At 70.5% G+C, this 21,808-nt stretch carries 23 protein-coding genes; 4 read left to right on the top strand and 19 right to left on the bottom strand.

Annotated elements, in window-relative coordinates; translation table 11 throughout:
- Positions 1-86 precede the first annotated feature (86 nt).
- From coaBC to JQS43_RS12330, 8 genes are all read right to left on the bottom strand, one after another.
- Complete coding sequence (gene coaBC, locus JQS43_RS12365) at positions 87-1,316, bottom strand: bifunctional phosphopantothenoylcysteine decarboxylase/phosphopantothenate--cysteine ligase CoaBC (protein ID WP_239679222.1); 1,230 nt, start codon at positions 1,314-1,316, stop codon at positions 87-89.
- Positions 1,317-1,325: 9 nt separating this feature from the next.
- Entirely contained in the window at positions 1,326-1,589 is a 264-nt protein-coding gene (gene rpoZ / locus JQS43_RS12360; RefSeq protein WP_239679221.1) for a DNA-directed RNA polymerase subunit omega, read from the bottom strand.
- Between the two features lie 58 nt (positions 1,590-1,647).
- Positions 1,648-2,157, bottom strand: coding sequence for a nucleoside/nucleotide kinase family protein (locus tag JQS43_RS12355; protein WP_239679220.1), 510 nt, complete (start codon positions 2,155-2,157; stop codon positions 1,648-1,650).
- A gap of 30 nt (positions 2,158-2,187) precedes the next feature.
- Complete coding sequence (gene mihF / locus JQS43_RS12350; protein WP_239679219.1) at positions 2,188-2,502, bottom strand: integration host factor, actinobacterial type; 315 nt, start codon at positions 2,500-2,502, stop codon at positions 2,188-2,190.
- 179 nt (positions 2,503-2,681) lie between these two features.
- Positions 2,682-3,527: an orotidine-5'-phosphate decarboxylase gene (pyrF, locus tag JQS43_RS12345; RefSeq protein ID WP_239679218.1), complete on the bottom strand. Its 846-nt coding sequence runs from the start codon at positions 3,525-3,527 to the stop codon at positions 2,682-2,684.
- Between the two features lie 122 nt (positions 3,528-3,649).
- The gene (locus JQS43_RS12340) at positions 3,650-4,606 is read right to left on the bottom strand and encodes an AAA family ATPase (protein WP_239679217.1); all 957 of its coding nucleotides are present in this window, start codon (positions 4,604-4,606) and stop codon (positions 3,650-3,652) included.
- A 113-nt stretch (positions 4,607-4,719) separates the two neighbouring features.
- Complete coding sequence (locus JQS43_RS12335) at positions 4,720-6,075, bottom strand: adenosylmethionine--8-amino-7-oxononanoate transaminase (protein ID WP_239679216.1); 1,356 nt, start codon at positions 6,073-6,075, stop codon at positions 4,720-4,722.
- Positions 6,072-7,085 carry a quinone-dependent dihydroorotate dehydrogenase gene (locus JQS43_RS12330; RefSeq protein WP_239679215.1) on the bottom strand — a complete coding sequence of 338 codons (1,014 nt, stop codon included), beginning with the start codon at positions 7,083-7,085 and terminating at the stop codon, positions 6,072-6,074. Before JQS43_RS12330 ends, JQS43_RS12335 begins: the two co-directional genes overlap by 4 nt.
- Positions 7,086-7,137: 52 nt before the next feature.
- Here JQS43_RS12330 and JQS43_RS12325 point away from each other — a divergent pair, with 52 nt between their 5' ends.
- Entirely contained in the window at positions 7,138-7,662 is a 525-nt protein-coding gene (locus tag JQS43_RS12325; protein WP_239679214.1) for a hypothetical protein, read from the top strand.
- Positions 7,663-7,675: 13 nt separating this feature from the next.
- Here JQS43_RS12325 and add read toward each other — a convergent pair whose 3' ends face one another.
- Genes add through pyrR form a run of 6 tightly spaced genes read right to left on the bottom strand, consistent with a single transcriptional unit; the run spans position 7,676 to position 16,018 of the window.
- Positions 7,676-8,641, bottom strand: a complete 966-nt coding sequence (add, locus tag JQS43_RS12320; RefSeq protein ID WP_239679213.1) for an adenosine deaminase — start codon at positions 8,639-8,641, stop codon at positions 7,676-7,678.
- Complete coding sequence (gene carB / locus JQS43_RS12315) at positions 8,638-11,997, bottom strand: carbamoyl-phosphate synthase large subunit (protein WP_239679212.1); 3,360 nt, start codon at positions 11,995-11,997, stop codon at positions 8,638-8,640. Before carB ends, add begins: the two co-directional genes overlap by 4 nt.
- On the bottom strand, positions 11,990-13,183 hold the full coding sequence (gene carA / locus JQS43_RS12310) for a glutamine-hydrolyzing carbamoyl-phosphate synthase small subunit (protein ID WP_239679211.1): 1,194 nt from the start codon (positions 13,181-13,183) through the stop codon (positions 11,990-11,992). Before carA ends, carB begins: the two co-directional genes overlap by 8 nt.
- Before the next feature lies 1 nt (position 13,184).
- Positions 13,185-14,462 carry a dihydroorotase gene (locus JQS43_RS12305; RefSeq protein ID WP_239679210.1) on the bottom strand — a complete coding sequence of 426 codons (1,278 nt, stop codon included), beginning with the start codon at positions 14,460-14,462 and terminating at the stop codon, positions 13,185-13,187.
- A gap of 38 nt (positions 14,463-14,500) precedes the next feature.
- Entirely contained in the window at positions 14,501-15,412 is a 912-nt protein-coding gene (locus JQS43_RS12300) for an aspartate carbamoyltransferase catalytic subunit (RefSeq protein WP_239679209.1), read from the bottom strand.
- A gap of 3 nt (positions 15,413-15,415) precedes the next feature.
- Positions 15,416-16,018 (bottom strand): bifunctional pyr operon transcriptional regulator/uracil phosphoribosyltransferase PyrR, encoded by a 603-nt coding sequence (gene pyrR, locus JQS43_RS12295; protein WP_275581072.1) that lies wholly within the window; start codon positions 16,016-16,018, stop codon positions 15,416-15,418.
- A gap of 204 nt (positions 16,019-16,222) precedes the next feature.
- Between pyrR and bldD the strand changes: the two genes are divergently transcribed.
- Together bldD and JQS43_RS12285 are read left to right on the top strand one after the other, a co-directional pair.
- Positions 16,223-16,711, top strand: a complete 489-nt coding sequence (gene bldD / locus JQS43_RS12290; protein ID WP_239679208.1) for a transcriptional regulator BldD — start codon at positions 16,223-16,225, stop codon at positions 16,709-16,711.
- A 263-nt stretch (positions 16,712-16,974) separates the two neighbouring features.
- The gene (locus JQS43_RS12285; protein WP_239679207.1) at positions 16,975-17,586 is read left to right on the top strand and encodes a 23S rRNA (adenine(2058)-N(6))-methyltransferase Erm(C); all 612 of its coding nucleotides are present in this window, start codon (positions 16,975-16,977) and stop codon (positions 17,584-17,586) included.
- 69 nt (positions 17,587-17,655) lie between these two features.
- Here JQS43_RS12285 and nusB read toward each other — a convergent pair whose 3' ends face one another.
- On the bottom strand, positions 17,656-18,063 hold the full coding sequence (nusB, locus tag JQS43_RS12280) for a transcription antitermination factor NusB (protein WP_239679406.1): 408 nt from the start codon (positions 18,061-18,063) through the stop codon (positions 17,656-17,658).
- Positions 18,064-18,092: 29 nt separating this feature from the next.
- Positions 18,093-18,650 (bottom strand): elongation factor P, encoded by a 558-nt coding sequence (gene efp, locus JQS43_RS12275; protein ID WP_239679206.1) that lies wholly within the window; start codon positions 18,648-18,650, stop codon positions 18,093-18,095.
- A 147-nt stretch (positions 18,651-18,797) separates the two neighbouring features.
- Between efp and JQS43_RS12270 the strand changes: the two genes are divergently transcribed.
- Entirely contained in the window at positions 18,798-19,358 is a 561-nt protein-coding gene (locus JQS43_RS12270; RefSeq protein ID WP_239679205.1) for a 5' nucleotidase, NT5C type, read from the top strand.
- Here the strand turns inward: JQS43_RS12270 and aroQ are convergent.
- From aroQ to phnE, 3 genes are all read right to left on the bottom strand, one after another.
- A complete protein-coding gene (gene aroQ, locus JQS43_RS12265; RefSeq protein WP_239679405.1) occupies positions 19,308-19,754 on the bottom strand; it encodes a type II 3-dehydroquinate dehydratase in 447 nt (148 codons plus the stop codon). The two genes, JQS43_RS12270 and aroQ, sit on opposite strands and share 51 nt — an antisense overlap.
- Positions 19,754-20,824: a 3-dehydroquinate synthase gene (aroB, locus tag JQS43_RS12260; protein WP_239679404.1), complete on the bottom strand. Its 1,071-nt coding sequence runs from the start codon at positions 20,822-20,824 to the stop codon at positions 19,754-19,756. Before aroB ends, aroQ begins: the two co-directional genes overlap by 1 nt.
- Positions 20,825-20,887: 63 nt before the next feature.
- On the bottom strand, positions 20,888-21,805 hold the full coding sequence (gene phnE, locus JQS43_RS12255) for a phosphonate ABC transporter, permease protein PhnE (protein WP_239679403.1): 918 nt from the start codon (positions 21,803-21,805) through the stop codon (positions 20,888-20,890).
- Positions 21,806-21,808 lie beyond the last annotated feature (3 nt).

Raw genomic sequence — 21,808 nt, 5'->3', positions numbered from 1 at the left:
CTTCGGGGACTCAACTTTCGCGAAAGCCTATCGAGTTGTCGCGCAGGCTTCCATGGCACGGGGTCGAGCCGGCCCGCTATGCAATACTACGTTGGCTTAAGGCGTGGTTTGACCAGGTCCCACACCGCATCCGCTAATTCGTCCTTTGATTGTTCAGAAAGGACGGTAGCGGTTCCGTCGAGGCCGAAGACCGTGGCAGCGTTGCGATCCGAGCCGAAAACCTCCGGGCGCCCGGCAGCCCCGCCCACCTGGTTGAGCACGATCAGATCCGCGCCCTTACGGGCCAACTTGGCGCGCGCATTGACCTCCGCCTCCGCGCCACCGACCGTCTCCGCGGCGAAGGTGACCAGGACGGTGCCGGCGGACTTACCCGCGCCCAGCTCCGCGGCGATGTCCGGGGTCGCCACCAGCGACAGCGTCAACCCGGCCACGCCGTCGTCGAGATGCTGCTTGGCGAGCTTCTGGTCGGTGTACTGGGCCGGGGTGAAGTCGCACGGCGCGGCCGCCATCACCACCGCGTCGGCGTCGGCCGACGCTTCGAGCGTCGCCTCCCGCAGCTGGGCGGTGGTGACCACCGTCACCAGGTCAACCCCGGCTGGCGCCGGTGCCTCGACGTTCGCGGCGATCAACCGCACCCGAGCACCCCGCGCCGCCGCCGTTCGCGCGAACGCCAGACCCTGTTTGCCCGAGGAGCGATTCCCGAGAAACCGGACCGGGTCGAGCGGCTCCCGGGTCCCACCAGCGGTGACCACCACCCGCCGGCCGGCCAGATCCGGCTCGGAGCTGCCCCGGTGGAGCAGCCGCTCCGCGAGCGCGAACAGCGTCTCGGGCTCGGGCAGCCGCCCCTTGCCGGTGTCGGCTCCCGTCAACCGGCCCACCGCGGGCTCCACCACCACCGCGCCGCGGGAGCGCAGCGTCGCCACGTTCGCGACGGTCGCCGGGTGTTCCCACATCTCGGTGTGCATAGCCGGTGCGTAGAGCACCGGAGCCGCGGCGGTGAGCAGCGTGTTGGTCAACAGGTCGTCGGCGAGCCCGGTGGCCGCCTTGGCGAGCAGGTCGGCGGTGGCCGGCGCCACCACCACCAGCTCGGCCCGGCGGCCGATGCGCACGTGCGGAACCTCGTAAGCCCGGCTCCAGACGTCATCGGCCACCGGCCGACCCGACAGGGCCTCCCAGGTCGGGGCGCCCACGAATCGCAACGCGGCCTCGGTGGGCACCACCTGCACCTGGTGTCCCGCCTCGGTGAACAGCCTCAGCAGCTCGCAGGACTTGTATGCGGCGATCCCGCCCGCAACCCCGAGCACCACCTCGGCCACGGCGCGACGCTAAGCCTCGGTTGATTCGGCAGCGAGCAGCCCAGAGTTGATCTCTCGCATGGCGATCGAGAGCGGCTTCTCCTGCGGGGTGGTCTCGACCAGCGGGCCCACATACTCCAGCAGGCCCTCACCGAGCTGGCTGTAGTACGCGTTGATCTGGCGCGCCCGCTTGGCGGCGAAGATGACTAGCGAGTACTTGGAGGAGGTGCGCTCCAGCAGCTCGTCGATCGGCGGGTTGGTGATGCCCTCAGGTTGGGCAACGGTTCCGGCCACGACTCAATCCTTGGTGTGCTACTAGGAAATGATGATGATGTGCGATAGACACCCGAGATCACAAGAAGGCGGGTGAGCCGAGTAACGATACCAGTTTGTCAGCGGCCCGGACCACCGTGTCGGTGACAATTGTGACGTCAAACTCAGCCGGGACCGAATCGCTCCGATGCGGCGGGGTCAGATAGACCAACACCGCACCCGGCATCGTCCGCCGGATCTGACCGGCGCCGACCAGATCGGTGCTCAACAGCACCGGCCGCCCCTGTCGCAGCGCCTCCTCGATCGGGGCCCGCGGTACGCCGTACCGGTGCCCACCGAGCTCCGCCCACTCGATCAGTTCACCGGCGGCGAGCCGGTGATCGAAATCGCTCCGGCCCACGAAGGTGTACTCGCGACCGTCGACCTCGGCCAGCCGCCGGGGCCGCGTCGTCAGCGGCACCGGCGACCAAAAATCCGGCGAGCGCGCCCGGGCTAGCTCGATCACCCGCCGCCGACCGGCCCCGCTGGGGCCGGAGACGATCAGGAGCCGAGCCGCCGGGCGCGCCGCGCCGGTCACGGGTGTCTCCACCCGCTGGTTACTACCCAGCCAGGTCGGCCGTTATGCGGCGAACTCGTTCAGCAGCGCCTTCCGCTGCTGTTCGCCGAGACCCCGCAGCCGCCGACTATCGGCGATCTTGAGCTTCTCCATGGTCTGGGTCGCCTTGACCTTGCCGATCCCCGGCAGGGCCTGCAGCACCGTGACCACCTTCAGCTTGCCGATCACGTCGTCGCTCTCGGCTCGATCCAACAGCTCAGCGAGGGTTACCTGGCCGTTCTTGAGCTGTTCCTTCAGGTCGGCCCGGGCCTTGCGAACCTCGGCTGCCTTCTGCAGGGCAGCCGCTCGTTGCTCGGGGCTCAGTGATGGGAGGGGCACCAGTTCTCCTCGAAACTCATCGCGCCTGCCGGCGCGTGGTCGTAACTTCTGATGCAGCCGGCTACTCCCGGTGCATCCGTCCAGCGCTGGGGAAACTAGCTGGCTGCGCCCGATTCAGCAACATCGGCACGCCATGATCACCCGGCCCAGACGCGTGCCGGAGATCACACCTTTTGGGGTCAGGAGGGCTGATCGCCCCCGTTGAGCACCCGCCGGCAGGCAGCGAGACTACGCGCCGCCGCCTCCTGCAGCGCTGTGGGGTCCGGCCCCGCCGAGAGCACCTCCCGGGAGGTCGACGGCAACACTGCGGGCAACTGCGCCCCGAAGACCGCCCGGAGATCTGCGGCGGTGGCGCCCTGCGCGCCGATCCCAGGGGCCAGGATCGGGCCCTGCAGCCGGCTGAGATCCGGGGCGCTCTCGCCGACCGTCGCGCCCACCACCACACCGAAGCTGCCCGCTGCTACACCCTCGTTGAGCTGGGAAATCTCGTCTACGACGAGCTGCGCCACGGAGCGCCCGTCGGCGGTGGTGGCCTGTTGAATAGCCGCCGCCTCCGGGTTGCTCGTCATCGCCAACACGAAGACCCCGCCACCGTGCGCGCGAGCGCGCTCCATCATCGGCCGCAACGCGCCGACGCCCAGATAGGGATTGGCGGTGATCGCGTCGACGCTCAGCGGGCTCGCCGGATCGAGGTACGCCGCGGCGTAGCCGGCGGTCGTCGAGCCGATATCGGCCCGCTTCGCATCGAGCAGAACCAACGCGCCAGCCCGCCGGAGCCGGCGAATAGTTGTCTCCAAAACGGCGATGCCACGCGACCCGAACCGCTCGAAGAAAGCAGACTGAGGTTTAAAGATTGCCACCCGATCGGCCAGGGCCTCGGTGACCGTTCGGCTGAACTCGGCGAGGCCATCTGCGTCGTCTGTGAGCCCCCACCGCGCCAGCAGCTCGGCATGCGGATCGATACCGACGCACAACGGTCCCCGACTGGCCACCGCGGCCCGCAGCCGCGCTCCGAAACTCTCCACTGACTAACCTTCCCTGGCTGACGTGACCTACTCGCTCGCCACGCTACGGGCCGAGCCTGGCCAGACTCCGGGCGCCCGGATTAAGGGGAATGGGGGGAGGCGTAAGGGGAACGGGGGTGAGGCTAGTCGCCTACCGGGCTCTCCTGCCGGAGATGCTCCGGCAGCGGGAGCTCCAACCCGTGCAGCTCGGCCCAGTCGTAGACGATGCTCGGCCCGACCTCGGACTCCAGGTAGGCCTTGGCGGACAGGCCGCCCACCACCGGCTCGTCGCCCTCCGCGGCCAGGCTGGCCGGGACGAACGAGAAGTCGTTACGCAGCGCCGCGCTCAACCGGCGGTGCCCGTCGACGGCGAAGAACTGGTTGTCGGCGAAGCCCAGCCGCAACGGCGCCAGCGCCCCCGGACCCGCCCGGCCGATCGCCGCCACGAACTCGGGATCCTCATCACGCAGCGCCTGGCTCTCCTGTGTGGGGTAGATCCGGCGGGGGTCGATCAACAGCAGCGGCGGCGCCGAGCGCACGGTCTGCGGGGCCAGGGTGCCGTGGAAGGCCGCCGCGATCTGGTCCACGATCTCGTCCGGGGTGGCCCGGGTGCTGTCGCAGACCAGGTTGTAGTTGCGGAGCCGGCACTTGTCGGCCCCGTAGGTAACCAGGAACCGCGCGCGTTCGCTCTCGCTCCGCTCCCGCAGCCGTTGCCGCGCCTCGACCAGCGTCGCGTAGGACTCCACCTCGCTGGAGGGGCGCCCGAGCACCCGCTCGGCGGCGACGGTCGGATCGGTGATCAGGTGCACCTTGAGGGCGTCGGTGAAGAAGAACCACGCCAACCGGCTGTCGACCACGAGCTGCTCGCCGGACTGGGCGATCTCCCCCTGCAGACTGTCCACATAGGCGTCCACCGCATCGTCCAACTCGGCGTGACGATTGAGCTGCAGTGTGGTCATCCCCCGGCGACGGGCCATCTCCCGGTACAGGTCACCCACGCTGATCCGTCGGATGTCGAGTCGCTCCGAGAGCTTCAGCGTAACGGTGGTCTTTCCGCTGCCCAGATCGCCGTTGACGACGATCGACTGACGCTCAGCCATCTCACTCCGCACTGTCCCCGACCGGCCACCAAGGGCCGGTGATCGCTGCGCTTCAGCCCGAAACGCACCGTCAACATGGCTTGCCCCGACGTGTCCGCCCTGAGCTGAGGAGTCTAGCACTCTGGGTCCGCATCACCCCCCGTGACCCGCTCCGCGGCGGCCGAGATCGCCGCACAGATCGCGGCCACCTCGTCGTCGGTGCTGAGGTACGGCGGCATGGTGTAGAGCAGATCCCGGAACGGCCGCAGCCAGACTCCGTTGTCGACCGCGACCGCGGTCGCCTCGGCGAGGTCTACCTGGCTGGTCAACTGCACCACCCCGATCGCTCCGAGCACCCGGACATCGGCCACCCCCGGCCGCTGCCGCAGCGGCGCCAGGCCCGCGGCCAGGCCGGCCTCGATCCGGGCCACGTCGGCGCGCCACTGCCCATCCCGGAGCAGCCCGATCGACGCGTTCGCCACCGCGCAGGCCAGCGGGTTGCCCATGAAGGTCGGGCCGTGCGCCAGCACCGGCACCTCGCCGGCGCTGATCCCGGCCGCCACCTCCCCGGTGCACAGCGCCGCCGCCGAGGTCAGGTAGCCACCGGTGAGGGCCTTACCGACACACATCACATCCGGGGTGATCCCGGCGTGGTCGGCGGCGAACAGCTCCCCGGTACGGCCGAACCCAGTGGCGATCTCATCGAAGACCAACAACACGCCGTACTGCCGGGTCAGCTCCCGCAGTGCGGTCAGATACCCCGGGTGGTGGAACCGCATGCCGCCAGCGCCCTGCACCACCGGTTCGACGATGACCGCCGCCAGCTCGTCGGCGTGGCGGGCGATCGCCTCGGCCAGCACCGCCAGATATCCCGGGTCAGGTGGCGTGTCGAAGCCCGCCGGCGGGGTGGGCACGAAGATCTGTTCCGGTAGCACCCCGCGCCACAGCGCGTGCATCCCGCCCTCCGGGTCACAGACCGACATCGGGTGGAAGGTGTCGCCGTGGTACCCGCCCCGCCAGGTCAGCAGCCGGCGCCGGCGCGCGTCGCCTCGCGAGCGGTGGTATTGCAGGCACATCTTCACCGCCACCTCGACGCTGACCGATCCGGAGTCGGCGAGGAAGACGTGCTCCAACCCGTCCGGAGTCAGCTCCACCAACGAACGCGCGAGCCGTACCGCCGGTTCATGGGTGAGCCCGCCGAACATCACGTGGCTCATCGACGACAGCTGGGACCGCACCGCCTCGTCCAGCACCGGGTGCCGGTAACCGTGGATCGCCGACCACCAGCTCGACATCCCGTCGATCAGCTCCCGCCCGTCGGCCAACCGCAGCCGCACTCCCTCCGCCCCGGTGACCAGGTACGGCGTCGAGGCGCCAGGCATCGACGCGTAGGGATGCCAGACGTGGCCGCGATCCCACGCCAGCAGCTGTTCCGGAGTGACCGGCGGCTCCGCCGGTGGCGGCTGCCCGGCCGCCGGTGGCGTGGTCATGGCGCCAACCGGCGGGCGCAGCCGCGCACCAGCCCCGGGCCGTGGTAGATGAAACCGGTGTAGAGCTGGATCAGATCAGCTCCCGCGTCGCGCAGCCGGGCAGCGTCGTCGGGGCTGGTCACCCCGCCCACGCCGATCACCGGCAGCGCGCCACCGGTCTCCCGGTGGACGAAGCCGACCACTTCCCGGGCCCGCGCCGCCAACGGCGCCCCGGAGAGACCACCGGCTTCGCCGGCACGGCCCTGGTCGGCCGGGTCCAGCCCGCCGCGCTCCAGGGTGGTGTTGGTGGCGATCACCCCGGCGGCTCCCCGCTCCAGGCAGACCGCCAGCAGCTCACCGATGGCCTGGTCGGTGAGGTCCGGGGCGATCTTTACCAACACCGGCTTCTCCCCCACCAGCGCGGCGAGCAGCTCGGCAACATACCCCCGATCCTGCAGCGTACGTAGGCCCGGGGTGTTCGGCGAGGAGACGTTTATCGCGAAGTAGTCGCCGTAGTCGCGCAGCTGCTGGTACGCCGCGACGTAGTCCTCGACGGCGTGGCTGAGCGGGGTCACTTTGGACTTGCCGAGCGAGATCCCCAGCGGAACCCCGGGGCGCGCCGCCGGTCGCGCCAGCCGGTCGGCGAGCGCGGCCGCGCCCCGGTTGTTGAAGCCCATCCGGTTGAGCAGAGCTCCGCTCGCCGGCAACCGGAACAGCCGGGGCCGGTCGTTGCCGGGCTGCGGCCGGCCGGTGACCGTGCCCACCTCGACAAACCCGAAGCCCAGCGCGGGCCAGGCCGGCAACGCCGCACCGTCCTTATCCAGGCCGGCGGCGAGGCCGACCCGGTTGGGGAAGGTCACACCGAAGACCGTCGCTGGCGCGGTCACCCGGTAGCGCGCACGCAGCAGACTCAGCAGCGCCGGCCGCCGGCCCAGCCCGGCCAGTCGACGCAGAGTCCAGTCATGGGCGGCCTCCGGATCACCGTCACCGATCCGGAACAGCATGGGCCGCACTACCCGTTCGAAGAACATCGCCTCACTTCGTACCACCCACCGCCCCGGGCGAGATCGTTAGGCTCGGGCCATGCGACGACCCCTGATGACAATCACTGCCGTAGCCGCCCTCACCCTCGCGCTCGCCGGCTGTGGCGGCGACGACGAGCCCGACGACCCGCCACCGGCCGGCGGCGAACCCGCCCCCAGCCCGACCGTCGCCCCGCCCACGGACCCGGGGCCGCCCGAGCATGGTTGGGAGGAGCAGGCGACCGTCGACTTCGAGACCGGCGAGATCACCGCCGAGGGGTTCAACGACCTGATCGACTCCGAAACCCCGCAGTGGGCGGCCGACCCGGTCGACACCGTCGAGGTGCTGCTCCACCTCGACGAACCGGCCGGGACGGTCGACATCGACCAGGCCGGCGGCGGCGACGCGCCGACCGTCGTGGTCACCGTCTCCGACCTCGCCGACGGCTCGGTCGAGGCGATCCGCTACGAGATCGAGCTGGCCACCGGCGACGATGAGCTCTACCGGTTCGACACCGGTCAGGCGAGCTGGCGCTGCCAGCCGGAGCGCGGACATCAGGATTTCGACACCGAGCCCTGCCTGTGACCCGCCCCGCCACTCACGCGGCCGGGTAGTGACGCCGCCCGATCGCGACCAGCTCGGCCCGGGTGGCCGGGTCGCACAACGCCCCGGCCACCCCCGCCGCGTACGCCTCGACGGCGGTCACCCCCATCGACTCGGCGAGCTGGTATTCGCGCTGCAGATCGGTGTCGAACATCGCCGGATCGTCGGTGTTGATGCTGCAGCTGATCCCGGCGGCCCGCAGCTGCGGCAACGGGTGCCGGGCCAGCTCCGGCACCGCGCCGGTACGCAGGTTCGAGGTCGGGCAGACGTCGAGCACCAACCCCCGGCCGGCGATCTCCGACAGCAACGCCGGCTCTTCGGCCGCCCGGATGCCGTGCCGGATCCGATCCGGGGCGAAGGCCAGAATCTCCCGCAGTGACTCCGGGCCGGCGTTCTCACCAGCATGCGGCACCAGCCCCAGCCCGCCATCCCGGGCCACCGCGAACGCCTTCGCGTAGTCGGTGGCGGGCGCGTCGGTCTCGGCTCCACCCAGGCCCAGCCCGACCACGCCACGGTCCCGGTACCGCACCGCCAGCTGCGCCACCTCCACCGCCTCCGCCGGGTCGAGGCGCCGGTGCAGGTCCGGCGTCAGTCGTACGATCACGCCGTGCCGCTCCCGCGCCTCGGCCGCGCCCTCGGCGTACCCGGCAAAGGTCTCCGCCAGCTCCACGCCGGGGACCGGCGAGAAGATGCCTTCCAGGTAGACCGCGCCGTGGCCGGCCGCCTCAGCGGCGTAGGCCAGCACCACCTGCCGGAAATCGTCGGCGGTCCGGAGGCAGGCCACCGTGGTCAGCCAGGCCCGGATGAAGTCGGCGAAGTCCCGGAACTGGTAGAGCGCGGCCAGACCCTCGACCGTGTCGGCCGGCAGCGGCTGGTTGTTGCGGCGGGCGAACGCCAGCAACGCCGCCGGGCGGACCGTGCCCTCCAGATGGACGTGGAGTTCGATCTTTGGGCCGGTCACGAGTCCACCGGCGACGAACTCGGGTGCAGTCCCGCGTGCAGCTCCTGCAACGGCCGGACCGCCAGCTCACCGCGCAGCTGCGCCTCGATCCCCATCACCGCCGCCGCGGCTCCCGGCACCGTGGTCGCACACGGCACGTCGGCGGCGACCGCGGCGCTGCGAATCTCGTAACCGTCCAGCCGGGCGCTCGCCCCCGACCCCTGCGGGGTGTTGATGACCAACGCCACCTCTCCGTTGGCGATGATCGACACCGCGTCCCGGCCGTCCCCCTCGTAGTGCTTGCCGACCAGCTCGCACGGGATGCCGTAGCGCCGCAGCACCTCGCCGGTGCCGGCGGTGGCGACGATCTCGAACCCGAGGTCGGCGAGCCGCTTCACCGGGAAGATCATGCCGCGCTTGTCGCGGTTGCCCACCGTGACCAGCACCCGCCCGGCGGCCGGCAACGATCCGAACGCCGCCGCCTGGGACTTGGCGAATGCCTGCCCGAAGGCGGTGTCGATGCCCATCACCTCACCGGTGGACTTCATCTCCGGCCCCAGCAACGAATCGATGCTCTTACCAGCCGGGGTGCGGAACCGTTTGAACGGCAGCACCGCCTCCTTGACCGCCACCGGCGCCCCCGGCGGGCTGGTGCCGCCGTCACCGGCCGCCGGCAGCAGCCCTTCGGCCCGCAGCTGCGCGACGGTGGCGCCGAGCATCAGCCGGGCCGCCGCCTTCGCCAGCGCCACCCCGGTCGCCTTGGAGACGAACGGCACCGTGCGGGATGCGCGGGGGTTGGCCTCCAACACGTAGAGCACGTCATCCTTCAGCGCATACTGGACATTGAGCAGGCCCCGGACCCCGACCCCCCGGGCGATCGCCTCGGTGTCGGCGCGGACCTGCGCCAGGTGCGCCCCGGTGAGCGTGATCGGCGGCAATGCGCAGGCCGAGTCGCCGGAGTGGATCCCCGCCTCCTCGATGTGCTCCATCACGCCACCGAGGTAGACCACACCGTCGCCGTCGCATAGCGCGTCCACATCGATCTCGACCGCGTCGTCGAGGAAGCGGTCCACCAGCACCGGATGCTCCGGCGAAATCTCGGTCGCCCGGCCGATGTAGTCCCGCAGCGTGGCATCGTCGTAGACGATCTCCATACCCCGGCCGCCCAGCACGTACGACGGGCGGACCAGCACCGGGTAGCCGATCCGCTCAGCGATCCGGCGCGCCTCCTGATACGAGGTGGCGGTGCCGTGCTCGGGAGCGGTCAGCCCCGCCTCGGCCAGGACCGCGCCGAACGCACCCCGATGCTCGGCCCGGTGAATCGCCTCCGGCGCGGTGCCGACGATCGGCACCCCGGCGTCCTTGAGCCGCTGCGCCAGCCCCAGCGGCGTCTGGCCACCGAGTTGGACGATCACCCCCACCACACCGGGACCACCGGCGGCCACCCCGCTGTGGTGCTCGGCGAGGTACACCTCAAAGACATCCTCGAAGGTGAGCGGCTCGAAGTAGAGCCGGTCGGCGGTGTCGTAGTCAGTGGAGACGGTCTCCGGATTGCAGTTGACCATGACCGTCTCGTAGCCGGCGGCGCGCAGCGCCTGCACCGCGTGGACGCAGGAGTAGTCGAACTCGATGCCCTGCCCGATCCGGTTCGGCCCGGACCCGAGGATCAGCACCTTAGGCTGGTCGGACGGCTCGACCTCGGTCTCCTGCTCATAGGCCGAGTAGTGATAGGGCGTCCGCGCGGCGAACTCGGCGGCGCAGGTGTCGACCGTCTTGTAGACCGGCGCCACCCCCAGCCGCTGCCGCAGCGACCACACCCCGGCCTCGCCGGCCAACTCCGGCCGCAACGCCGCCAACTGCCGGTCCGACAGGCCCGCCCGCTTGGCCCGGTAGAGCAACTCCTCATCGAGGATCCGCGCCTGCTCGATCTCGTGCCGCAGCGTCACCAGCACGGCGACCTGGGCCACGAACCACGGGTCGTAGCCGCCGGCCTCGGTCACCTCGGCCACGGTGGCGCCGAGCCGCAGCGCCCGCTCCATGGTGTACAGCCGGCCGTCGTGCGGAGTCCGCAACTCCGCCAGACTCGACTCCTTGGTGGCCTCGGGCGGATCGGGCTGGGTCCAGAAGCCGACCGCCGGTGTCTCCATCGAGCGCATTGCTTTGTTCAGCGCCTCGGTGAAGGTCCGGCCCAACGCCATCGCCTCACCGACCGACTTCATCGTGGTGGTCAGCTCCGGGTCGGCGCCGGGGAACTTCTCGAACGCGAACCGGGGAATCTTGACCACGACGTAGTCCAGCGCCGGCTCGAACGCCGCCGGCGTCTCCCGGGTGATGTCGTTCGGGATCTCGTCGAGGGTGTAGCCGATCGCCAGCCGGGCAGCGATCTTGGCGATCGGGAACCCGGTGGCCTTGGAGGCGAGCGCGCTGGAGCGCGACACCCGCGGATTCATCTCGATCACGACCAGCCGACCGGTCTGCGGATGCACGGCGAACTGGATGTTGCACCCGCCGGTGTCCACCCCCACCTCCCGCAGCACCGCGATGCCCAGGGTACGCATCGCCTGGTACTCGCGGTCGGTAAGCGTCATCGCCGGCGCCACGGTGACGCTGTCGCCGGTGTGCACCCCCATCGGATCGACGTTCTCGATCGAGCAGATCACCACCACGTTGTCGTGATGGTCCCGCATCAGCTCCAGCTCGTACTCTTTCCAGCCGAGCACGCTCTCCTCGATCAGCACCTCGTGCACCGGGCTGGCGGTCAACCCGGCGCCCGCGATCCGCGCCAGATCCGCCTCGGTGTGCGCCATGCCGGAGCCCAGCCCACCCATGGTGTACGAAGGCCGGATCACCACCGGCAACCCCAACTCGGCGACGGTCTCGTGCACCTGCGCCATCGACCGGCACACCCGTGAGCGCGGCGTCAGCTCACCGCCCTCGCCGCCGAGCCCGACCCGGGCACCGGCGACCGCCACGATGTCTTTGAACTTCTGCCGGTCCTCCCCCCGCTGGATCGCGTCGATGTCGGCGCCGATCAGCTCAACGCCGTACTTCTCCAGCACCCCGGCCTCGTGCAACGCCACCGCGGTGTTCAGCGCGGTCTGGCCGCCGAGGGTGGCGAGCAGCGCGTCCGGCCGCTCCTTGGCGATCACCCGGGTTACGAACTCCGGGGTGATCGGTTCAATGTAGGTGGCGTCGGCGAACTCTGGGTCGGTCATGATCGTGGCCGGATTGGAGTTGACCAGGCTGACCCGCAACCCTTCGGACCTGAGTACCCGGCACGCCTGGGTGCCGGAGTAGTCGAACTCGCACGCCTGCCCGATCACGATCGGCCCGGAGCCGATCACCAGCACGTGCGACAAATCCCCCCGCTTAGGCATTCCCGCCCGTCCCCTCGATCAACTCAACGAAGCGATCAAACAGATAGTCCGCATCGTGCGGCCCGGCGGCCGCCTCCGGGTGGTACTGCACCGTGAACGCTGGCACGTCCCGAGCCCGCAGCCCCTCCACGACCTGGTCGTTCAGGCAGATGTGGCTCACCGCCACCGCCCCAAACTCGGTCTCCACCGCCTCGTCCAACGGCGCCGCGACCGCGCTGGCATCCTGTTCGCGGCCCGGCCAGGCGACCGCGCTGGCATCCTGTTCGCGGCCCGGCCAAGCGACCGCGAAGCCATGGTTGTGGGCGGTCACCTCCACTTTGCCGGTGGCCCGGTCGAGCACCGGCTGGTTGATCCCCCGATGCCCGTAGCCGAGCTTGTAGGTATCGAAACCCAACGCCCGGCCCAACACCTGGCTGCCGAAGCAGATCCCGAACAGCGGCATCCGCCGGCGCATCACCTGCTGCGCCAGCGCCACCGCGTGGTCGGCGGTGGCCGGATCGCCGGGCCCCGGCGAGAAGAAGACCGCGTCCGGCCCCACCGCCAGCAGCTCGTCCAGAGTGGCGGTGGCCGGGAAGACATGCGTGGTCACCCCCCGGGCCGCCAGCCGCCGCGCCACATTGCGCTTGATGCCCAGATCCAGCGCGGCCACCGTATAGCGGTGCTGGCCCTCGGCCGCCACCCGGTACGGCTCCGGGGTACTCACCTGCCCGGAGAGGTCGGCTCCGAGCATCGACGGACTGTCCAGCACCCGCTGCCGCAGCGCCGCCGGATCCAGATCCACGCTGGATATCGCGGCGCGCATGGCGCCCCGTTCCCGCAGATGCCGGGTGAGCGCCCGGGTGTCCACCCCGGCGATGCCGACCACGCCCTCGACCGCCAGCCGATCCGCCAATCCGCCGGTGGCGCGCCAGTTCGACGCGTACGCCGCCGGGTCGCGCACGACGTAGCCGGCGACCTGCACCCGATCGGACTCGTCGTCCTCGTCGTTGACTCCGGTGTTGCCGATGTGCGGCGCGGTCTGCACCACCACCTGCCGGTGGTACGACGGGTCGGTGAGCGTCTCCTGGTAGCCGGTCATGCCGGTGCTGAAGACCGCCTCCCCGAAGGTCTCCCCGACCGCGCCGAACGCCGTTCCGTGGAACGTCCGGCCATCCTCCAGCACCAGCACCGCGGGTTTGGTCGCCACGTCACTTCACCGCCTTTCCGTCCAACACCGTCGGCTCGCCCCGCAGGAAGGTCGCGACCACCCGGCCAGGCAGCTGCAGCCCGGCGTACGGGGTGTTGCGGCTCCGGCTGGCCAACTCGGCCGGCTCCACGGTGACCTGGGCGGCCGGGTCGACGAGGGTCAGGTTCGCCGGCGCACCGGGCGCCGGATCGACGCCGTGGCCGGTCAGCCCGGCCAACCGGGCCGGCTGGCAGCTGAGCCGGTCAGCCAACAGCCGCCAGTCCGGGCCGAAGACCGACAACGCCACCGAGAGCGCGGTCTGCAGCCCGAGCATCCCCGGCCGGGCGTACGCCCACTCGCACTCTTTGTCCTCCACCGTGTGCGGGGCATGGTCGGTGGCGATCACGTCGATCACCCCGTCGCGTACCGCCTCCCGCAGCGCCGCGACGTCACGCTCTGTGCGCAGCGGCGGGTTCACCTTGAAGACCGGGTCGTAGCCGCCGACCCGGTCATCGGTGAGCAGCAGATGATGGGGCGTGACCTCGGCGCTCACCCGTACCCCCCGCGCCTTCGCCGCCCGGATCAGCTCCACGCTGCCGGCGGTGGAGACGTGGCAGATGTGCAGCCGGGCACCCACATGCTCGGCGAGCAGCGCGTCCCGGGCGATGATCGCCTCCTCCGCGACCGCCGGCCAACCGGTCAGGCCGAGCCGCGCGGACACCTCGCCCTCGTGCATCTGTGCGCCCTCGGTCAGCCGGGGCTCCTCGGCGTGCTGGGCGATCACCCCGTCGAAGGCCTTGACGTACTCCAGCGCCCGCCGCATCAGCCGGGGATCCGCCACACAGTGCCCGTCGTCGGAGAAGATCCGCACCGCCGCGGCCGACTCGGCCATCGCCCCCAGCTCCGAGAGGCGCTCGCCGCGCAGCCCGACCGTGACCGCCCCGACCGGCTGCACGTCGACCAACCCGGCCCGCCGCCCCAGCCGCCACACCTGTTCCACCACCCCGGCGGTGTCCGCCACCGGGTCGGTGTTCGCCATCGCGCAGACGGCGGTGTAGCCGCCCAGCGCCGCCGCCCGGGAACCGGTCGCCACCGTCTCGGCATCCTCCCGACCGGGCTCGCGCAGATGGGTGTGCATGTCGACCAGGCCGGGCAGCGCCACCAGGCCGGCGGCGTCGATCACCTCGGCGTCGGTGGTGGGCAGATCCGGGCCGACCTCGGCCACCGTGCCGTCCCGCAGCCGCAGGTCGGTGGCGGGGCCACCGACCACCGAGACACCCTTGATCAGAAACGAGGTCATGGTCGTCCTTTCCGTCGCGGGATCGCCGGGTCGCATGCTCAACCCTTCCCGCCCAGCAGCAGATAGAGCACCGCCATCCGGACCGAGACCCCGTTGGCGACCTGTTCGGTGATGGTGGAGCGGGGCGAATCGGCCACCTCGGGCGCGATCTCCATCCCGCGGTTCATCGGGCCCGGATGCATCACGATCGCGTGCTCCGGCAGCCGGCGCACCCGGGGGGCGTCGAGCCCGTACCGGCGGGCGTACTCCCGGACCGACGGAAAGTAGGAGTCGCCCATCCGCTCCCGCTGCACCCGCAGCATCATCACCACGTCGCTATCCGGGAGCACCGCATCCAGGTCGTACGAGGTGGTCGCCGGCCAGGCGGACACCCCCACTGGGAGCAACGTCGGCGGCGCAACCAGCGTCACATCGGCGCCCAGTGTGTGCAGCAGCCGAACGTTGGAACGGGCGACCCGGCTGTGCAGCACGTCACCCACGATCGCCACCTTGAGCCCGGCGAGCCGGCCGAGCCGGGCCCGCATCGTGTACGCGTCGAGCAACGCCTGGGTCGGGTGCTCATGCGTGCCGTCGCCGGCGTTGATCACCGAACCGTCGAGCCAGCCGGCGAGCCGGTGCGGAGCACCGGACGCGCCGTGCCGCACCACCACCGCGTCGGCGCCCATCGCCTGCAGGGTCAGCGCGGTGTCCTTCAGACTCTCCCCCTTGGCCACGCTGGAGCCCTTGACCGAGAACGTAATCACGTCGGCCGACAGTCGCTTCGCCGCCGCCTCGAACGAGATCCGGGTCCGGGTCGAGTCCTCGTAGAAAAGGTTGACCACCGTGCGCCCGCGCAGCGTGGGGAGCTTCTTGACCTCGCGGCCGGTGACGTTAGCCAGCTCACCCGCGGTGTCCAGGACCTCGGTGGCGGTAGCCGCGGAGAGGTCGTCGGCGGAGAGAAGGTGCTGCACAGCTCAGCCCTCCCGCTGGATCGTGACGGCGTCGACGCCGTCGGTCTCGGCCAGGCTCACCCGCACCTGCTCGGCCAGCGCGGTGGGGAGGTTCTTCCCCACGTAGTCGGCCCGGATCGGCAGCTCCCGGTGCCCACGGTCGACCAGGACCGCCAGCTGCACCAGCGCCGGCCGGCCGACATCGCGCAGCGCGTCCAGCGCGGCCCGCACCGTCCGGCCGCGGAAGAGCACGTCGTCGACGAGCACCACCCGGCGGCCGTCGATGCCGTCGGCGGGCAGCTCGGTGGGGCCCAGCGCGCGCGGCGCCTGCGAGCGGAGATCGTCACGGTAGAGGGTGACGTCGAGCACCCCGACCGGGACCTCCACCTGCTCGAACGCGTGAATGCGCTGGGCGATCCGGCGGGCCAGCGGCGCACCGCGGGTGGGGATACCGAGCAGCACCGTATCGAGGGCGCCTTCGGTCTTTTCGAGAATCTGATGGGCGATCCGGTCGATCACCCGCTGCAGATCGGCCCCGGAGAGAATAGTCTTGGGTGTAGTCGGCGCACCCTCCGATGGAGTTTGCGCGGTCTTTGAGGTGGTTTGCGCAGCCTTGGAAGTGGCCACGGCGGACCCCCTTCCCCGCCTCTCGGGACGGGCTTTAAAGGACGTCGGGTTGGCGGTACGAGCGTAGCAGCCCGGACACCGCCGCCCGCTGGGTAGATCAGGTGACGGGTAGCACTTGACCAAGCGGACTGCTCCCGCGTACCGTCACTCTGCGTAGCGAAAACTCGGGTAAATCCCCTCGGTCAGTCACTAGGAGTGTCGATCATGCCTTCTGAGTTCGCCAAGCAACTAGGCGCTCGCCTGCGGGCCATCCGCCAGCAGCAGGGCCTCTCCCTGCAGGGGGTGGAGGAGAAGTCGGGCGGCCGCTGGAAGGCGGTGGTCGTCGGATCGTACGAGCGGGGAGACCGCGCGGTGACCGTCAACCGACTGGCGGAGATCGCGGAGTTCTACCGGGTGCCGGTCTCGGAGCTACTGCCCGAAGGCACGCCGATCCAGTTCGACTTCGCCGGCAAGGTGGTGCTCGACCTGGAGAAGCTCTACGACCGGAAAGAGGACGACCTCACCCACGTGGCGAACTATGCCCGGGCGATCCAGCACCAGCGCGGCGACTACAACGGCCGGGTCCTGTCGATTCGGGCCTCGGACCTCCAGGCGCTGGCGATCGTCTACGACGAGGCCCCGGCCGACCTGATCGACCGGCTCGCCGACAACGACATGCTGGTCTCCGACCCGCGGGCACTCTTCGAGTCCTGACGCCCTCCCCTTCCCCGGCCGATCATGGACTATAGGTGCATGGTCGGCCGGTTTCTTCGTCCTCACCCCCAAGATCGGCCTCCCTCCGGGCTGATCATGGACCTAGGTACGGAGTCGGGCTGATTCTGCGCCCCAAACCCCATGATCGGCGCGCTACAGGAAAATCGCTGGTGGTGTCGGGGTTGAGCCCTCTATGGTCGGCAGCGGTCGGCCTGAGCAGGGCGAGGCAGAGGAGACGACTGTGTTAATGGTCATGAGCTTCCGTGAGCGGGGTACGGCGATCGCGCCGTGCCACGGTTCCGAACCCTTCCGGGGCGCACCGGCTCACTGACCCAGCCGCCCGGCGGCTGGTCCGCGCCGCCGGGGTCACCAGCGACGACCTGGTCCTCGACCTCGGGGCAGGGCTGGGGGCGGTGACCAGACCACTGGCCGCCACCGGCGCCCGGGTCATCGCGGTCGAGCGCGATCCCCGGATCGCGGCCAAGCTCGAAGCCCGCATGGCGGCGTCGCCGCAGGTCACCGTGGTCGCCAACGACGCCCTGACGGTGCCGCTTCCCCACCGTCCGTTCAAGGCGGTGGCGAACATCCCGTTCTCGATAACGACACCGTTGCTGCGGCGGCTGGTCGACAGCCGGCTCGCCGCCGCGGACCTGGTGGTCGAGCTGGGCGCCGGCCGGCGGCTGGTCGCGACGGCGCTGGCCCCGGGGCCGACCGCTGCCCGGGGTCGGCAGCGGGAGGTAGCCGGCTGGCACCGCCGGTTCGAATTTTCGCTCGGGCCGGTCATCCCGGCCCACCGGTTCACCCCGGCGCCGCCGGTCGACGCGGTCGTGCTCCGGCTCCGCCGCCGGCCGCCCACCCCGCGCGGTCGATCATGAGCTAGGTGAGCGACACGCCGAGCGTGTCGGTCACCTAGCTCATGATCGACGGGTAAGGCCCCGCGGGCCTTACGGGGTGGCGAACTCGGAGATCCGGCCCAGCAGGCCGTTGAGGAACCGTGGCGAGTCATCGGTCGACATCTGCCGGGCCAGCTCCACCGCCTCGGTGATCGCCACCGGGTGGTCGACATCGTCCACCCAGAGCAGTTCGAAGACCGCGATCCGGGCGAGGTTGCGGTCGACCGGAGGCATCCGGGCCAGCGTCCAGCCCTCGGCGTAGCTGCCGATCAACTCGTCGATCCGGTCCTGGTGGGCCACCACGCCGCGGACCAGCGTCATCGCGTACCCCAAGTGATCGGGGCGCTCCTCGAGTCGCTTCACATAATCGTCGAGCACCGCAGCCGCGTCCAGCCCGCGCAGGTCCGCCTGGTAGAGCACGTCCAACGCCCGTTTGCGCGCCTTGCGGCGGGCCGGCATGCGTAGCTTGGGTCCCTCCGCCATCGCGGTCAGGCCCGGCCGAGGTAACGGCCGTCGCGAGTGTCGACCTTGATCTTCTCGCCGGTGGTGACGAAGAGGGGCACGGCGACGTTCGCCCCGGTCTCCACCGTCGCCGGCTTGGTGCCGCCGCTGGAGCGGTCGCCCTGCACCCCCGGCTCGGTGTAGGTGATCTCCAGCACCACGCTCGCCGGCAGCTCGATGTAGAGCGGCACGCTCTCGTGGGTGGCCACCACCACCTCCGCCTCCGGGAGTAGCCACTGGCTCGACTCGCCCACGGTGGCGCCCGGAACCTGGAGCTGGTCGAAGGTCTCCAGGTCCATGAAGATGTAGTCGTCACCGTCGGCGTACAGATATTGCATGGTGCGCTTGTCGACGGTGGCGGTCTCGACCTTGGTGCCGGCGTTGAAGGTCTTGTCGACCACTTTGCCGGTGAGCACGTTCTTGAGCGTGGTCCGGACGAACGCACCGCCCTTGCCGGGCTTGACGTGCTGGAACTCCACAACGGACCAGAGCGCCCCGTCGAGGTTGAGGACGATGCCGTTCTTGAGGTCGTTCGTGGTGGCCATCGAGGTCGCAGCTTCTTTCGTCTCGGCTTACAGCTGGCGGATTAGCTCACTGGCAAACCCGATGGAGTTTACCCGAACGACATCCCGGTCGGCGCCCGGCGCCACCCGATGGGACGACCCGCGCCGGACGGGACGTACCCTACCGACATGCGGCTCGGGATTGATCTTGACGGGGTAGTGGCGGACTTCGACAACTGCTGGCTGGACCGCTACCACTCGGAATTCGGCGGCGAACGGATGTCGACCCCAATCGAATGGGACGGCCTACATCGGCTTACTCACTTTCCGGACATGCCGGCCTTCTGGGACTGGGTGCGACTACGACGGATCTTCCGCCAGCTGGAGCCGATCCCGGGCGCGCTGGCAGGGCTGCGCAGCCTGGCCGCCGACGGTCACGACATCGTGATCATCTCGGCCAAGTTCGACTGGGCGATCCCGGAGACCCTGGAGTGGATCGCCGAGCACCGGCTCCCCACCCGCGAGATCCACTTCCGGGGCGACAAGCACGAGGTCGCCTGCGACGTCTACCTGGACGACTCACCCATCGCGCTGCCGAACTTCGTCAAGGAACGGCCCGAGGCGCTGGTGTGCCGGATGGTGGCGCCGTGGAACACTCCGATCGACGGCGCGGTGGACATCCCCGACTGGGACCGGTTCCTAACCGTCGTCGCCGACCGCGAGCCGGTCGGCGACGTAGCGCAGCGCTAGCCGGTAGCCGTCCACCCCAAGCCCACAGATCACCCCGGTGGCGACCGCCGAGACCACCGAGTGGTGCCGGAACGACTCCCGGGCGTGGATGTTCGAAATGTGCACCTCGAGCAGCGGCGCCCGCAGCATGGCGCAAGCGTCCCGCACCGCGTACGAGTAGTGCGACCAGGCGGCCGGGTTCAACACCACCGGGGCGGCCTCGTCCGCAGCCTGGTGCAGCCAGCCCAACAGCTCGTGCTCGGCATCGGTCTGCCGGACCGTCACCGCCAGCCCGAGCTGCTCACCAGTCTGCTCGCACAGGTCCACCAGGTCGGCGTACGAGGTCACCCCGTAGACGTCGGGCTGCCGGGTGCCGAGCCGGCCGAGGTTGGGACCGTTGAGCACATAGGTCGCGATCACACCGCCACCTCGGAGTACGCCTGCGCCAACAGCTCCTCGGAGGGCCCTTCCAGGGTGGCGGGCCGGGCCAGCCCGTCGAGGATCACGAACCGCAGGGTCGCCCCCCGGGTCTTCTTGTCGATGTTCATCGCCGCCCGCAGCTGCGGCCAGGCGTCGGCCCGGTAGGTGGTGGGCAGCCGCAGCTGTTGCAGCACCGTCCGGTGCCGCTCCACGGTCGCGTCGTCCAGCCGCCCGGCGTGGCGAGCCAACGCCGCCGCGTAGACCAGCCCGATCGCCACCGCCTCGCCGTGACGCCGCTGGTAGCCCTCGATCTGCTCGACCGCATGCCCGAGGGTATGCCCGTAGTTGAGCACCTCGCGTAGGCCGGCCTCGTGCAGGTCGGTCGAGACCACCTTGGCCTTGACCCGGATCGCCCGCTCCACCAGCTCCGGCAGGATCTCGCCGTCGAGCTGCTGCGCCGCGGCCGGGTCGGCCTCGATCAGCTTCAAAATCGTCGGGTCCGCGATGAACCCGCACTTGACCACCTCGGCCAGCCCGGCGGCCAGGTCGGCGGGCGGCAGCGTACGCAGAACGTCGAGGTCGGCGGCGACCACCGCCGGCGGGTGGAAGGCGCCGACCAGGTTCTTGCCGGCGGCGGTGTTGATCCCGGTCTTGCCGCCGACCGCGGCGTCGACCATCCCCAGCAGACTGGTCGGGACCGCCGCCCAGCGCACCCCACGCAGCCAGGTGGCGGCGACGAAGCCGGCGAGGTCGGTGACGGCCCCGCCGCCGACACCGACGACTGCGTCACTGCGGGTGAACCCGGCCGCGCCGAGCGCATCCCAGCACCTCGCGAGAACTTCTGCGTTCTTGCCCGACTCCGCATCCGGCACCGGCACCGGCGTCGGTTCGCTGCCCGCCGCCGTGAGCAGGGCGGCGACGCGCTCGGCGAGCGCCGCCAGCGGCGGGGCGAAGATCACCGCCACCCGCTGCGTGCCGGCCAGCGCCGCCGGCACGGACGCCAACACGTCGTGGCCGACCACTACGTCGTACGGGGGTGGCCCGGTGACCGGGATGGTGGTGCTCAGCGGGCGCTCCTGGGCTCAGGCGGGACACGGTCAGCCGGTGGAACGGTCAGACGGTGGAGCCGATCAGGCCGCGGCCGGACCGGTCACCGGCTGGAGCTGGGTAGACCGGGCGGAGACGCCCGGGCCCTGGATGATTCTATTACGGACCCGCGCTGAGATCTGGTCGATAATCACCGTCACCACGATGATCACTAGCAGGGTGATCCCGATCCGGTCCCAGGCCCGGACCCGGAACAGGTCGGAGAGGATCGAGCCGATGCCACCGGCGCCGAGGACGCCGAGCACCGCCCCGGCCCGGATGTTGATCTCGAACCGGTAGAGCCAGAAGGCGATCGTCTCGGGCAGCGCCTGCGGCACGATGCTCCACCGCAGCGTGGCCAGGAACCCGGCGCCGGAGGCCCGGGCCGCCTCCACCGGGCCGCGGTCGGTCCCTTCGATCACCTCGCTGGTGAGCTTGCCGAGGGTGCCGACCGACCCGACGCCGAGGGCGAGCGCCCCGGCCAGCGGGCCGAGCCCGAAGATCGGCAGCATGATCGCGATCGCGAAGATCAGCTCCGGGATCGCCCGGATCGCGTTCAGGAACTGCCGAGTGACGAAGACCACCGGCTTCGGGGCGACGTTCTCGGCCGCCAGGAAGGCCAGCGGGAACGACAGCAGCGCCCCGATCATGGTGCCGATCCACGCCATGTAGAGCGACTCGAGCATCAGGTCGAAGGCGCGCTGCCAGTAGCCCACGGTCGGGTCCTCGACCGGGTTCTGGAACACCCCCTGGGCCATCAGCTCGAAGTAGTCGGCCAGGATCGGCGGCGCCTCGATCAGCCGGCCCCAGCGGGCGTCGACCAACCAGAAACAGACCAGCACCACGCCCAGGACCAGCAGCAGGCCGATGGTCTGCCGAGTCTTGCCCGGCGGCTGCGGCCGGTCACCCCGGTGCAACGGGAGCCGACCCGCGGCGTGCGGGTCACGATCGGATCGCAGCATTCC

It is taken from the genome of Natronosporangium hydrolyticum (genome assembly GCF_016925615.1).
GTDB lineage: Bacteria > Actinomycetota > Actinomycetes > Mycobacteriales > Micromonosporaceae > Natronosporangium > Natronosporangium hydrolyticum.
Note: the sequence above shows the minus strand (reverse complement) of the source record. Positions and strands in the feature narration are given on the sequence as shown.